The organism is Lacinutrix sp. WUR7, assembly GCF_016864015.1.
GTDB lineage: Bacteria > Bacteroidota > Bacteroidia > Flavobacteriales > Flavobacteriaceae > Oceanihabitans.
In genome coordinates this window covers 2,650,873-2,663,936 of record NZ_CP045067.1, presented here as the reverse complement: position 1 = coordinate 2,663,936, position 13,064 = coordinate 2,650,873, and the positions used below count along the sequence as shown (strand labels likewise).

General features: G+C 32.1%; 12 protein-coding genes. 4 read left to right on the top strand and 8 right to left on the bottom strand.

The window, feature by feature from the left end:
* Positions 1–12 precede the first annotated feature (12 nt).
* Both FG167_RS11645 and FG167_RS11640 read left to right on the top strand, forming a co-directional pair.
* Positions 13–975, top strand: a complete 963-nt coding sequence (locus FG167_RS11645; RefSeq protein WP_203458424.1) for a hypothetical protein — start codon at positions 13–15, stop codon at positions 973–975.
* Between the two features lie 658 nt (positions 976–1,633).
* Entirely contained in the window at positions 1,634–2,809 is a 1,176-nt protein-coding gene (locus FG167_RS11640; protein ID WP_203458423.1) for an LETM1-related biofilm-associated protein, read from the top strand.
* Here the strand turns inward: FG167_RS11640 and FG167_RS11635 are convergent.
* From FG167_RS11635 to FG167_RS11605, 7 genes are all read right to left on the bottom strand, one after another.
* Entirely contained in the window at positions 2,806–3,759 is a 954-nt protein-coding gene (locus FG167_RS11635) for a Fic family protein (RefSeq protein ID WP_203458422.1), read from the bottom strand. The two genes, FG167_RS11640 and FG167_RS11635, sit on opposite strands and share 4 nt — an antisense overlap.
* Positions 3,760–3,813: 54 nt before the next feature.
* Positions 3,814–4,569, bottom strand: a complete 756-nt coding sequence (locus FG167_RS11630) for a LytTR family DNA-binding domain-containing protein (RefSeq protein ID WP_055442415.1) — start codon at positions 4,567–4,569, stop codon at positions 3,814–3,816.
* A 142-nt stretch (positions 4,570–4,711) separates the two neighbouring features.
* Positions 4,712–5,053, bottom strand: a complete 342-nt coding sequence (locus FG167_RS11625) for a 2TM domain-containing protein (RefSeq protein ID WP_203458421.1) — start codon at positions 5,051–5,053, stop codon at positions 4,712–4,714.
* 11 nt (positions 5,054–5,064) lie between these two features.
* Positions 5,065–5,382, bottom strand: a complete 318-nt coding sequence (locus FG167_RS11620) for a 2TM domain-containing protein (RefSeq protein WP_203458420.1) — start codon at positions 5,380–5,382, stop codon at positions 5,065–5,067.
* Positions 5,383–5,384: 2 nt separating this feature from the next.
* On the bottom strand, positions 5,385–6,722 hold the full coding sequence (locus FG167_RS11615) for a 2TM domain-containing protein (RefSeq protein WP_203458419.1): 1,338 nt from the start codon (positions 6,720–6,722) through the stop codon (positions 5,385–5,387).
* 26 nt (positions 6,723–6,748) lie between these two features.
* The gene (locus tag FG167_RS11610; RefSeq protein ID WP_203458418.1) at positions 6,749–7,372 is read right to left on the bottom strand and encodes a M48 family metallopeptidase; all 624 of its coding nucleotides are present in this window, start codon (positions 7,370–7,372) and stop codon (positions 6,749–6,751) included.
* A gap of 100 nt (positions 7,373–7,472) precedes the next feature.
* Positions 7,473–9,623 (bottom strand): TonB-dependent receptor, encoded by a 2,151-nt coding sequence (locus tag FG167_RS11605; RefSeq protein ID WP_203458417.1) that lies wholly within the window; start codon positions 9,621–9,623, stop codon positions 7,473–7,475.
* A gap of 177 nt (positions 9,624–9,800) precedes the next feature.
* Between FG167_RS11605 and FG167_RS11600 the strand changes: the two genes are divergently transcribed.
* Positions 9,801–10,499, top strand: a complete 699-nt coding sequence (locus FG167_RS11600) for a hypothetical protein (RefSeq protein ID WP_203458416.1) — start codon at positions 9,801–9,803, stop codon at positions 10,497–10,499.
* 125 nt (positions 10,500–10,624) lie between these two features.
* On the opposite strand, the gene FG167_RS11595 is transcribed toward FG167_RS11600, so the two are convergent.
* Complete coding sequence (locus tag FG167_RS11595) at positions 10,625–11,359, bottom strand: energy transducer TonB (protein WP_203458415.1); 735 nt, start codon at positions 11,357–11,359, stop codon at positions 10,625–10,627.
* Positions 11,360–11,585: 226 nt separating this feature from the next.
* Here FG167_RS11595 and FG167_RS11590 point away from each other — a divergent pair, with 226 nt between their 5' ends.
* Positions 11,586–13,049 carry an NAD(P)/FAD-dependent oxidoreductase gene (locus FG167_RS11590; protein WP_203458414.1) on the top strand — a complete coding sequence of 488 codons (1,464 nt, stop codon included), beginning with the start codon at positions 11,586–11,588 and terminating at the stop codon, positions 13,047–13,049.
* The last annotated feature ends 15 nt before the right edge of the window (positions 13,050–13,064 follow it).

The window sequence follows — 13,064 nt, the reverse complement described above, 5'->3', positions numbered from 1 at the left end:
CAAACATTAACTATGAAATATTATTTAAATACATTAATCTTTTTTCTACTATTCTCCTATTCCTTTAGTCAGAATTCTTTAGGAAAAACAGATGATATAGGCAGAGTAAAGCTCTCTACTTATGTGTCAGATCAAATAGATGGTTTACCCGCTTCAGCTAAAAATTTATTAGAAAACAAGCTAAGCCAAATAACTTCAATAAATGGTTTGGGAGGAACGCGAAACTCTAGGTTTATAATAACTCCTAATGTCTCTCTATTATTCAAAGAAGTGCTTCCTGGACCACCAAGAAAAGTGGTAATCACTCTAGATGTCTATTTTTATATTGGAGACGGAATTAAAGGAACGGTATTCTCTTCAGAAACTATAAAAGTAAAAGGAGTTGGAACAAGTGATACTAAAGCCTATATTTCAGCTATTAAACAAATTAAAGCAAGAAATCCAATTTTTAAAGATTTTGTTAATCAAGGGAAAACCGAAATTATAGAATTTTACAATTCTCAATGTGACTTTATCTTAAAAGATGCCGAAGTTTCAAAAAGCAAAAAGGATTACGATGGCGCTATTTATAAACTTATGGAAATTCCACAAGTAACTAAAGAATGTTATGAAACTGCAATGAATGAAGTTGCTATTGTATATAAAGAAAAAATGGATTACGAGTGTCAGCTGCATTTAACTAATGCCAAAAATGCTTGGAATACTGGACTAGATACTAATTCTGCAAATATAGCTTCTACTCATTTATCATTAATTGATCCGGATTCTAATTGTTATGAAGAAGGAGTGAATTTATCTAAACTCATTGGAAAAAGAATTAAAGAGTTGGATCAAAGAGAATGGGATTTCAAAATGAAAAAATATGAAGACGAAGTAGAGAAAGAGAATAGCATAATTAAAGCAGCTAGAGATATTGGAGTTGCCAATGCTAAAAATCAACCAAAAGTTACTTACAACATAAGAAGCTGGTGGTAATAGGTTTTAAATATCATTGTCAGGGTTTTGAAAATAAATACGGATTCATAACCAAATAGGATTACGTAATTATTTGAAGTAATATAATTCGTTCTCTTGATTGCTTTCGGGAGAACGAATTTTATGCATTAATATACCGAAATAATTTATATAGACAAAGACTTTCTTTTGGGTATAAAAACTACCTAAAACAAAATGGTCATCCATTCCATTGTGTTTTGTCATAAATAGATTTTCCTAAATAAATTATTGTGTTCCCATTGTTTCAACATTGCTATGCAATCCTACAGTTGGTACAAAGAAACACATATTACCATCTCTTGCACATTATCTATTCTTTCACTTGAAATGTGTTGAAATATGTAATATCTGCTGTACCTCTTACTTCTAAAGAAGCATCCATGTAATCTTTGGGACTATAAGAAACCAGCTATTGCTAAAGCGCCAATTTCAACAATATTTTTTATTTGTTTACTAACCTTATTAAAATTGTTCGTGAAAACTTTTAGTGTTTTTCATAATAATGAGGTTTTTATTTAATTAAATTTTTAACTCTCAACCATACCTATAAAAAAAAGATAAAGTCCGTTTTAAAAAAATTTAAATCGTTTTAGTTTGTCAGAAAAATTTATCTTTACACTAACTTAATAGGAAGACCATGAATCCATCGGCAAATGGCTGGATAAATAAGCTACTAAAAACGTTAGAAGCCAATAAGACTATAGAAAACGCATCTAGTAATGCGTTTTATTTATCGCTAAGAGAAAGTGGTTTTATTTATGGGAATAATGTTATTATAATTGAAAATTTATTTGACAAAAGCGATTTTTCAAATGAAGAAATTTGTAAAACAAACCTCTTTTTAGCTTTATATTTTTCACATAAAAAACTAGATAATTCGGGAAACTTCATCGATAGTATTATAGAATTCTATACGGAAATTGAAGAATATAAAACCTCCTACTTTAAAGAACTTTTAGGAGAAAAAAAATCTGCAGGACTGTTAGAGAAAATAATTCACAAACGTGTTTTAATAGAAGATAACCTCATCTCTAAAAGCTTTAATTATTTTATTACAAATGCACTACTTTATATAGATGTACTTGCCTACAAGCATTATTTAAAGAATAAAACAATAACCGTAAACTATATAAAGAACTTAGAATCTGCACTTGAAACTATTGTTCTATGTGTTTTGAATGCAAAACAAACCAAGAGCGAATATGACACTAGTTTAATTAAGCTATTTGAACAATCTTTACGTTATCAAAAAAAGTATAACAGTACTTATAATCAAGCAATATCTTTTATTAATAGTGAATTTGAAGCGCAATACATCATTGACATGGCTTGTATGGCAACTTGGACAGATGCCTCTATTGATGAAAAAGAACACGGATTTTTAAACCAATTAGGTGCAGATTTACAATTAGACCAGCAAACGATTAACGAAGCTAAAGCGTCTATCACTAATTTTTTCCATACCTATAAAGATCAAATCGTATTATTTGAATCTAAAAATATTGTAAAAACCTTTTACGATAACTCCAGTAAAATGGTAAGCAAGCTAATATCTAGAAATAGCAAACGTTTGCAAAAAGAATTAAGTGAAAGTAAAGAGCTCATGCTATTAATTTCTAAATCTACGGTTAGAGATTTAAATGAAGAAGAGCAAAAAAAGGTTCAAGAACAACTATTAGATATTTTTAAATCGATACCTAGTTTGGCTATATTTATGCTTCCTGGCGGTGCACTACTATTGCCATTAGTAATTAAATTTATTCCTAAATTATTACCAAGCTCTTTTGATGAGAACAGAATTGAAAAGGATTAACGTTTACGTTCTCTATTTATAATATAATTTAAAATAGCATCTTTAGTTGTATACCAAACTCTTCCTTCTTTATGTGCATCTATTTTACCTTGTCTAGCTAATAAACTAACATACTCTTGACCATAAGGCACATCTGGTTCTTTAATAATAGTTGAAATTGCTTCGTAGTCTTGATCATTATTAGGAACAGCACTTAAATAAATATTTAAACTACGCTCCACAGCTTGGCACATGAGTAACATAAGTTTAAGATATTTACCTTTATTCGCTTGGTTTAAAGCTTCGTAGTATTTTTTTCTATCTGTTGTTAAGATAATTGCAGGAGGAAAACCAACTTTCATTAAAAGTAAATTCATAGCAAGACGAACCGTTCTACCATTACCATCAAAGAAAGGATGCATATGTACAAACTGATGATGAAAAACAGTTGCCAACTCAATAGCGTTTAGCTGTAAAGGATTTTTATTCACAAAATCAACAAGATTATCCAGTAAATCTGGAACTTTACGTGCATTAGGCGGAATAAAATTTGCGCCAGAAATACGAACAGAAGCATTGCGTAATCTACCAGCAAAATCATCTTCTATTACTCTTAATATCAAAGCGTGTAAAGATAATATGTCTTTACTAGTCATTTTGTAAGCAGGTTTTACCAAACCATACAAGTACTTTATAGCATGTTCATGATTTTTTGCTTCAAAATGCTCACGCAAAGATTTACCTTTTACAGTAATACCTTCTTGTAAAACCATTTGTGTTTCGCGTAAATTTAAAGTATTTCCTTCTATACTATTAGAGTTGTAGGTCCATTCTATTAGTAAAGATTCTCTAATACTATTTAAGGAAGCATTAGGTAAAGGCCTAGCCGCATTTAAAAGATTTAGTTTGTCTTGCAACCTTAAAAATGTAGTATTTAATTCTTCTCTATATGTTAATTGAAATGCTACCACACACAAATATACAAAATCGGATAGAGGTTAAAAAGTATTTTGCCGATATTTAGACTACTCCAACCAATTTTTAAAATCCTTAACACGCTCTCTTGCAACAATTACTTCTTGTTCGTTAAAGGAATTTAATTTGATCTGTAAACGCGAATTGGTATAACTTACCATATCTTTTATGGCATGAATGTTTACAAAGAATTTTCTGTTTATTCGGAAAAAATGCTGTGGTTCTAATTCGTTTTCTAATTGCTCTAAGGTAGTGTCTAGCAAATAGTTTCTTCCTTCTGTAGTATATAAATACGTGCCTTTATTTTCACTATAGAAACATTCAATATCCTCAATATTAATAAGTTTTAAATGCTGCCCGACTTTTACTGAAAATCTTTTTTTGTATTCTCGTTCTATCGGATTCACTAATAATTTTTTAATATCATCAAAATCTAAAGTAACCTTTTGTTGTTTTGGGATTCGCGTTTTGTACTTGGCAACTGCTTTGGCTAAATCCTCATCATCAATAGGTTTTAATAAATAATCGATACTATTTAATTTGAAGGCTTGCAAAGCGTATTCATCATAAGCTGTAGTGAAGATAACGGCAGATTGAATATCGATGCTTTCAAAAATTTCGAAGGATAATCCGTCACTTAACTGAATATCTAAAAAAATAAGATCTGGATGCGCATTATTTTGAAACCAAGCAATCGATTCTTCTACAGAATGCAACATAGTTTCTGCCTTTACTCCTAAAGTATCTAGCATACGTTGTAGGCGTCTTGCAGATGGTTTCTCGTCTTCTATAATTATGGTTGTCATACATGTATTTGCGTTAGCGATTGAAACGTTATCCTTTTTATGTTATCCTTCCTGTTTAAACAGGAAAGACAATAGAAAAAGATTTAAGTGGAAAGCGCGACCCTTTGCAGCTTTTTAGCAGAAGAGGGTAACGCCCAAAAAATTATTCCCAATTTTGTTTTTCTTCTTTCTCTAAATATTCTTGCACCTTTTTGTCTTCCCAGTTTTTCCCTAAAAAAACGTTTTTACCAAAAACACCCATAAAGTGAAAAAAGATACCAATTCCCCAATAAAATACGGTAGAAAACACATTAAATGTCCAAAAATGGGCACTATCTACCGTTCTGGAAATCATAATTAGAATCACCATATTAATTACGATATAGGAAAGTAAATGCCAATAAAAACCTTTTAATTGACCAACACGCTTTTTGGCATTATCATAAGCTTCTTGCCCACTATATGCATTTTCGTTGCTAGATTCTATGTTGTGGTTATTATTCATGCTTGTATTTTTTAATCCCATTGTTGGTGTTTTTCTTCCTTCTCCATAAACTTCTTAATCTTACGTTCTTCCCATTCACTACCAAATACAAAGTGTGGCAAAAAAACAGAAAGCGCATGAATAATTATTACAATTCCCCAAGTACCAAAGGTTATAAAATTACGCCATTGAAAATAACTTTCGCCAGGATCTAAATTTTGAATATTAATAAATACAAATATCAGATTTACTACAACATAAATCAATAAGTGCGTATAAAAGCTTTTAATTCTTTTGACTTGCTTTCTTGCGCGTTCTATACGTTCGTTATTAAAAGGTTTTGTATCCATAATTATCTCCATTTATTTTGTTGTTCTTCTTTTTCTAAAATCTCATTTATTTTACGCTCTTCCCATGTTTTACCATAACCAAATACGGTAAATGCATGAATAACGACACCCATTCCCCAACCAAACATTGGAAACCAAAACCATTGAAAATTCGATGAAGTAGAATAGTTTATAAATATTAGAAATGGAATAACCAGACAATAAGATGTTAAGTTGCCATAAAAGCCTTTGATTTCTTCTACGCGTTTTTTTGCTCTATAATAAGCGTCTTCTTTAGTATTTGTATTTATACGTTCCATACTTGTGATTTGTTTAGTCAGCATTGGTATTGCAACTGCAAAACGGTTTGCATCCTGATTGATGTTTACTTTTTTGGTAGTTAATAATTGGTAACGTTGGGTAATATTATTTAAACCTACTCCACTACTCTTTTTTACTATTTGCTTGATTTGCAAATTATTCTCTACGATTAGATTTCCATTTTCTTCATATATTTTTATATGTAATGGTTTACTAGATGTCACTATATTATGCTTTACTGCGTTTTCTAATAACAATTGTAAGGATAATGGTACTACTTTACTTTCCGGGTTGGTAGCCTGCTCCGGGATTTCAAAAACAATGCTATCTTCGAATCGCATTTTTAAAAGCGACATATAGGTTTTAGCAAAGGCTAATTCTTCGTCAACGGTAACTAAATCTTTATTTTTCTGTTCTAACACATAACGATATACTTTAGATAGCGATGTGGTAAACTTTTGTGCGTTGTCTGGATTTTCTTCAATTAGACTCGTTAGTACATTCAAACTATTAAATAGGAAATGTGGATCTAACTGATTTTTTAAAGCATCAAACTTTGCACTTGCTGTTCCTGCAATTACTTTTTGTTCTTTTACTTTTTGTTGCTGTAATTTGGCGAAAAAATAAAAGGCATGAAATGTAATAACAATGGACAATGTAATCCAAATACCAAAGGAGTAATTCCTCCAACTTTCTTTAGCTATAAAGGTTTCAAAAGTTGTCCCTTCATAAATCACAGCGGTAAGTGCTCTTAGGATAAATAAACCAATAATGGTTATTATGATAGAACCTACAATTCCTATGATAACGCGTTTAATACTTACGCCATTTTTGGTTTCCCAAGTCTTTTTCTCTAAGTAGTTAAAATAATGCATATTAGAATAGCCTAACACAAATGTATATAGCTGATAAAAGCTAAAATTGATTAATAATGCATTGGTACTTTTAAAGGCAAATCCGTTATAAAAGGCATTTCCTATTACAAATACCAGGCAACCAATAGCAAAGGTGATTAGTATATTTTTTATGTATGCATTCATAAGGATTGGTATCTATTCTTAAACTATTATTTACAGTTTGCTATAATTTCTTGGGCGCGTTCTCTTCCCCAATTTGGATGAAATTCTGTTTCTGGTTTAAAGGTAGCAAAAAGTTCTAAAGCTCTTTCTACTTCTTGACAAAATGGTTTGATGTCGGTACCAAAATAACGTGCTCCGCCAATGTTCCAATCTGCTTTGTTTAAAACGACTCTTGGGTTATTTGGTGCTATTTTTTCTGCTTGTGCATATAGCGCCATTACTTTACCCGAAAGTGTCATACCATAAGTTGCGCCATCACTTGCTACATAAACCGTGTACAATATGGCTTGCATTACCATAATTTCTGGATTGTCTTTAGAGATTGCTGTGGCATCATTTAAAAAATTTTGCGCTTGGTCCAGTTGTGCTTTTAAAGCATCTGCATCTTGCATTTTACTAAAGCCATCTAAAATTAAAGTTTCCGCTGCATAATAAGGAGGCAACCAATTATCTGGTTCTGCTTTTGCGATGCGTTCAAAAAGTTGCGAAGCTTCTATAGGATTCGTTTTCCAAAGGTCTAATGCTTTATGCATGCCTTGTTCGTATTTGGTTTGTGCTGTAGCAACGATACTTATGATTAATAAAGTTACGATGAGGATTAGATGTTTCATTTTTATTATGGTTTTTATTGTTACACAAATATCTATGGAATCTACTTGTTTTAAAAAAGCGTTCTACCGAACTGTTATTATTTTAGGATAGACCGTCGGTTTACAAATTATCCAATTGATTATCCGTTCCTTTTTCACTGATGGTCCAAAAGAATCCAACAAAAAAGAATTGATCGGTTGCAGGACGTAAACTTCTACTTGCAAAATTGCCATTACTGTCTGGTGTGTTTGCAAATTGATACCCGTTTACATTTTTAAAACCTAGTGCATTGTTTACCGATAGATATAGAATTTTTTGTGGCGATATTAAATATGCCCAATTAAGACTTAAACTATTGTACGCTTTGGTTTTCTGATCTAAAAAACCTGTTGTATTCGGATTGGTATACGTTCTACCAGAAGCTAAAGAATAACTCATTCCTACTTGGCTTTTCCATTTGTCAATCCAATATTTACCAACGACGGAAAGGTTATGTGTATTTGCAAAATTTGGCTGTGCAGATTTTGAATAGTTCTGATAGTTTCTCTTACTATCTAAAAACGAATAACTCACCCAATAATCTACTTTTTTAATACTATTGCTATCGCGCCAAAACAAATCGATTCCTTTTGCAAAACCATAGCCTTTGTTGTTGTAATTACTATCAAAGCTGGCAAAATCGCTATCGTATTTCACTAAACTCGTATAATCTTTATAATAAGCTTCTGCGCGAAATAATTGTCTTTTACCATTATATTGATAGTTTAAAATATAATGTGAAGTCTGCTGTGCTTGTAAATCATGTTCAAACTTTAAGATGCTACTATTTGGGTTCTGATAAAAATCGCCATAAGCCAAAGAAACCTGACTTTTATCGGAAGTTTTATACGCCATAGAAACTCTTGGTGAAAGTGTTACTTCATCAAATAATGCGCTATGTTCTAATCGCAATCCAGCTTTTAAGGCTAGTTTTCTAGAAAAGAAAATATCTGCTTCTGTAAATGCTGCACTAATATTATTGTTGAATCCGTAAGCTACTTTAGGCGTAAAAGTATCTTGATAATTTTCATTAAAATCTGTTTCTAAATATTCTGCACCAAAGTTTAATTTGAAACGATTATTAAATCTATGTTTCAGTTTCACTTTACCATGAAAAGAGTTTTCGGTATCTTTAATACCGGCATCATCAATGTTTATTTTGTCGTTGGCAAGTGTATAACTCATTCCGGTTTCTAAAGTCCAAGAATCACTTAACATTCCTTTATAGGAACCATTAAAGTACAAGTTGTTATTTTTTAGTTTAAAATGAACACCTTCCGAAGCATTGATATCTTCCTGCGTCAATTCAAAATTAGTAGCTTCAAAAGCAGTATATAATTTTAGCATACCGTTATTTGTTTTCTGACGAAAAACAGCCTCACCAGAAGCAACTTCGGCAGGTTTCTTCCAATCGTTTCTACTTTTAAAAACAGCATTATAAGGCGCCAAATTAATATAGGAAGCATTTACACTTAAGGAATTGTTTTTCCATTTTTGCGTATTACCAAGAGATGCTCCAAGTGTCATAATACCGATATCTGTTTTTTCTTGATCTGGTTCTCCTGTAGTATTTAAAAGCAAAACACTAGATAATGCTTGGCCGTATTCTGCCGAATATCCTCCAGTAGAAAAAGTAATACCATCAAACAAAAACGGCGAATAGCGTCCGCGAGTTGGTGTATTATTGGTCGTTGGACTATACGGTGTAAAGACTTTGATACCATCAATAAAGATCTGTGTTTCTTCGGCTTCACCACCACGAACAAAAAGTCTTCCATCTTCGGCAACCGTTGTAGTTCCTGGTAAGGTTTGCAAGGCTCCAACAAAATCACCCAAAGCACTTGCTGTGGTTACTACGTCTAAAGGTTTTAAAGCATTTACTTTCGAGTTATCTCCTGCGGAAAACGTTCCAGCAGAAAGAACCACAGTATCTAGAGAATTCACATCTTCCCGAAGTTGGATTTTTAAATCTTTCATATACGAAACATCGCCAAGCATGGTGTAGGTTTCAAAACCGACAAAAGACACCAGTAAATTTTGTGTTCCAGTTTCTTCCGTTTTAAAGGAAAATACACCTTTCGCATTGGTTGTTCCGCCGTCGTATGTACCTTCTAAATATACATTGGCTTGTACTATCGGATTATTTTTAGCATCTGTAACTATTCCGCTAATGGTTTGCGCAGAAAGCGAAAGACCACATAAAAAGCTAAAAATCAAGATTGTATTTTTCATAATTCGTATTGGTTGCTGGTTGGATACTGCAAATATGAAACAGAAAGCAATTCCTAGAAATTAAAACCTACCGAATTGTAGAATAACCCTTCTGAGATGTAGCACAATAAAAATAAGTACAACTACGTATTTTTTTTACTAGATAAAATGTCTAATTTTAAAAAAACAATAAAAGGTATGTCACAGGAACAAGGACACGAAAATCCGCAATTAATATCGTACAATCTTTTGCGACAACTTATTGGTCTTTTAGGTATTATACTTCCTGTTCTATTAATAGTTGGTGCTTTTTATTATGGCAATTGTGAGATCGTACAAAGTTCTATAAGTGATTATTACCATACCAAAATGCGCAACATATTAGTCGGTGTTTTGTGTGCCGTTGCCTTTTTTATGTTTACTTATAAAGGCTATGATATTAGAGATAGCATCGCCGGAAACCTAGCTTGTGTTTTCTCGCTTGGTGTTGCCTTTTTTCCTACTGGAGTAGATACCCTTTCGGAATGCGCCGAACAATGTATTGTTTATGAACCTTGGATAAAAGCCGTGCATTTTACTTTTGCAGGATTGTTTTTTGGGGTACTTATCTATTTTTCCTTATTTCTATTTACAGAATCTAAAACCCCTAAAGCGGAATTAGAACCGCATAAAAGAAAACGAAATATCATTTTTAAAACTTGTGGATATGTTATGATTGCATGTGTGGCTTTCATTGCTTTATACTTTTTCTACTTACAAGAAAAGTTTCCAGAGCTACAATACCTGAACCCTGTGTTTTGGTTAGAGAGTATTGCACTTTGGGCTTTTGGTATTTCTTGGATTACAAAAGGCGAACTGATTTTTTCCGATAAACATAAAAAAGAAGAACAGCAATAAGTCACCTATTATTTGAATCGTTTTAAAACGATTATCCAATTAACAAGACTCGGTTTTCCTCCTATTAAAAAACAAAGAAAAAACGAAGCATTCTTAAGTCCTGATTTATGGTTTAGTAAGTGAAATTATTCATCTATTTTAAAAGTTATAGGAATAGAATACGGAACATTTACCGGTTTATTCCGTTGCATTCCAGGAGTCATTTTTGGCAAAGCATCAATTATTCTACTAGCCTCGGTTTCTAAATACTTATCTGGACCTCGAGTTCTAATATTACTAATATTTCCGCTTCTATCTACAATAAACATCACATATACTTTGCCTTGTATACCTAACTCTTGCGCTTGTATTGGGTATTTAAATGTTTTTTTTACATGCGCTAATACTTTAGCATTAAAGCATTTTTTTAGTTCCGTATTATTTCCTGTACAACCTGGAAAAACAGGAACATTTTCAACAACGGCAAATGCTACCTCTATCTCTTCTTCTACTTCTTCTACCGCAATAACATCTTCAATTTCCACAATTTCCTGTTTTTCAATATACTCTTCTTGACTTGTTTCGCTACTCTCCATAACGGTTTCTTCTACATCAATCTTATCTTCTACAACCGTAATTATTTCTGGTGTTGCAAGCTCCACTGGAGGAGGTGGTGGCGGTGGCGTGTTTACATTGGTAATAGGTATATCTTCTTCTATCTCCTGAGCAATTTCTACATAGTCTTTTTTTATCGCTTCTCTATCATAGGTTTTTTGCTCCAAAGCTTGCCAAGTTAATAAGAGCATCAAATTAATTCCGAGAAGAAAATAAATACCGCTATTTCTTCCGACATCTATTTTTGGGTTTTTCTTTGGTTTCATGACCTTAAAATTTATAGTAATTAAAGTACTACTCTTTTTAATGAAATACTATGATAAATATCAGTTTTCAGGACTTAAAAAACTGACTTACAAACAACTAAAATCAAATAGTGATTTTACATAAATACACTGAAATCCGTAATATGATGTACTTTATTGTTGCCTAATTATTTCTACACTATATTTAGATACTTATAATTCGCAAACCTTTAAGATAAAAGTAGCTATGACTAATAAAAAATTCGACATTGTTATTGTTGGTGCAGGAATTTCAGGAATTGGTATGGCATATTGGTTACAGAAAAAATGTCCGACCAAAAAAATTGCTATTTTAGAAGCTCGAGATTCTATTGGTGGTACTTGGTCTTTATTTCAATATCCTGGAGTTCGTTCTGATTCTGACATGTTTACTTTTGGCTATAAATTTAAACCTTGGACCAATCCGCAATCCTTATCCAGTGGCGAAGGTATTTTAAAATATTTAAAGGAAACGATTCAGGAAAATGATTTAGAAAAATACATTATCTATAATCATAAAATGACAAGTTCCAATTGGTCTGACCAGACAAAAACGTGGACACTTCAGGTAGAAACTCCTAAAGGAAACCAAGAAATAGCATGTAATTTTTTAAGTATTTGTACAGGATATTATGATTATAAAGAAGCGTATAAACCTACTTTTAAAGGCGAAGAAATCTTTAAAGGAAAAATAGTACAACCGCAATTTTGGCCAAAAGATTTAGATTATAAAGAAAAAAAAATAGTTGTTATAGGAAGCGGAGCAACTGCCGTAACCTTATTACCAGCGTTAGCAAATCATGGAGCAGCACAAGTTACCATGCTGCAACGCTCTCCTACCTATGTCATGAATTTACCCAATTATAATGAAATGTTTCTTCGTTTACAGAAATACCTTCCTTTTAAATGGGCATACAAACTAACGAGATGGAAAAATATTCTTTTGTCTATGTTCCTTTTTGGCGTTTCCAAATTGTTTCCTAAATGGATGAAAGGAAAAATAATAGAAGGAGCAGCAAAACAACTTCCGAAAGGATATCCTGTAGAAAAACACTTTAATCCTAAATATAATCCTTGGGAACAACGCCTTTGTGTCATTCCGGATGGCGATTTATTTAAATCTATAAAAGCGGGAAAAGCATCTGTAGAAACAGCTAGCATTTCTCATTTTACAGAAAATGGTATTGCCCTAGATTCTGGTAAAACTCTAGAAGCAGATATTATTGTTCTTGCTACTGGATTAAAAATGCAATTACTTGGTGGTTCCCAAATGAGTATTAATAATAAACCTGCGGAAACGAGCCAAACCATGGTTTATAAAGGAATGCTATTTAGCGGGATACCAAATTTAATTTATGCTTTTGGTTATACCAACAACTCTTGGACGCTTAAAGTTGATTTAACCGCAAACTATTTATGTAAGCTTATTAATTATATGGATAGAAAAAAATACGATGTGGTTATAGCAGAAAATCAAAATTCTGGATCGGAAGAAGCATTTTTAAATCTAAGTTCTGGTTATATACAAAGAGCTAAAAATATACTCCCAAAACAAGGAAAGAAAAGACCTTGGCGTGTCTATCAAAATTATGTGATGGATATGCTAACTACTAGATTTGGATCTATTTCAGATAGGGCATTAAAATATCAATCTATTACAGAAAAAACATAGATATAAAAACATAGA

Bases quoted from the DNA above. Each gene is read 5' to 3' on its own strand.
- FG167_RS11590 (WP_203458414.1), top strand. From the start codon at position 11,586: ATGACTAATAAAAAATTCGACATTGTTATTGTTGGTGCAGGAATTTCA.
- FG167_RS11630 (WP_055442415.1), bottom strand. From the start codon at position 4,569: ATGACAACCATAATTATAGAAGACGAGAAACCATCTGCAAGACGCCTA.
- FG167_RS11610 (WP_203458418.1), bottom strand. From the start codon at position 7,372: ATGAAACATCTAATCCTCATCGTAACTTTATTAATCATAAGTATCGTT.
- FG167_RS11615 (WP_203458419.1), bottom strand. From the start codon at position 6,722: ATGAATGCATACATAAAAAATATACTAATCACCTTTGCTATTGGTTGC.
- FG167_RS11625 (WP_203458421.1), bottom strand. From the start codon at position 5,053: ATGAATAATAACCACAACATAGAATCTAGCAACGAAAATGCATATAGT.
- FG167_RS11620 (WP_203458420.1), bottom strand. From the start codon at position 5,382: ATGGATACAAAACCTTTTAATAACGAACGTATAGAACGCGCAAGAAAG.
- FG167_RS11600 (WP_203458416.1), top strand. From the start codon at position 9,801: ATGTCACAGGAACAAGGACACGAAAATCCGCAATTAATATCGTACAAT.
- FG167_RS11640 (WP_203458423.1), top strand. From the start codon at position 1,634: ATGAATCCATCGGCAAATGGCTGGATAAATAAGCTACTAAAAACGTTA.
- FG167_RS11645 (WP_203458424.1), top strand. From the start codon at position 13: ATGAAATATTATTTAAATACATTAATCTTTTTTCTACTATTCTCCTAT.
- FG167_RS11595 (WP_203458415.1), bottom strand. From the start codon at position 11,359: ATGAAACCAAAGAAAAACCCAAAAATAGATGTCGGAAGAAATAGCGGT.
- FG167_RS11605 (WP_203458417.1), bottom strand. From the start codon at position 9,623: ATGAAAAATACAATCTTGATTTTTAGCTTTTTATGTGGTCTTTCGCTT.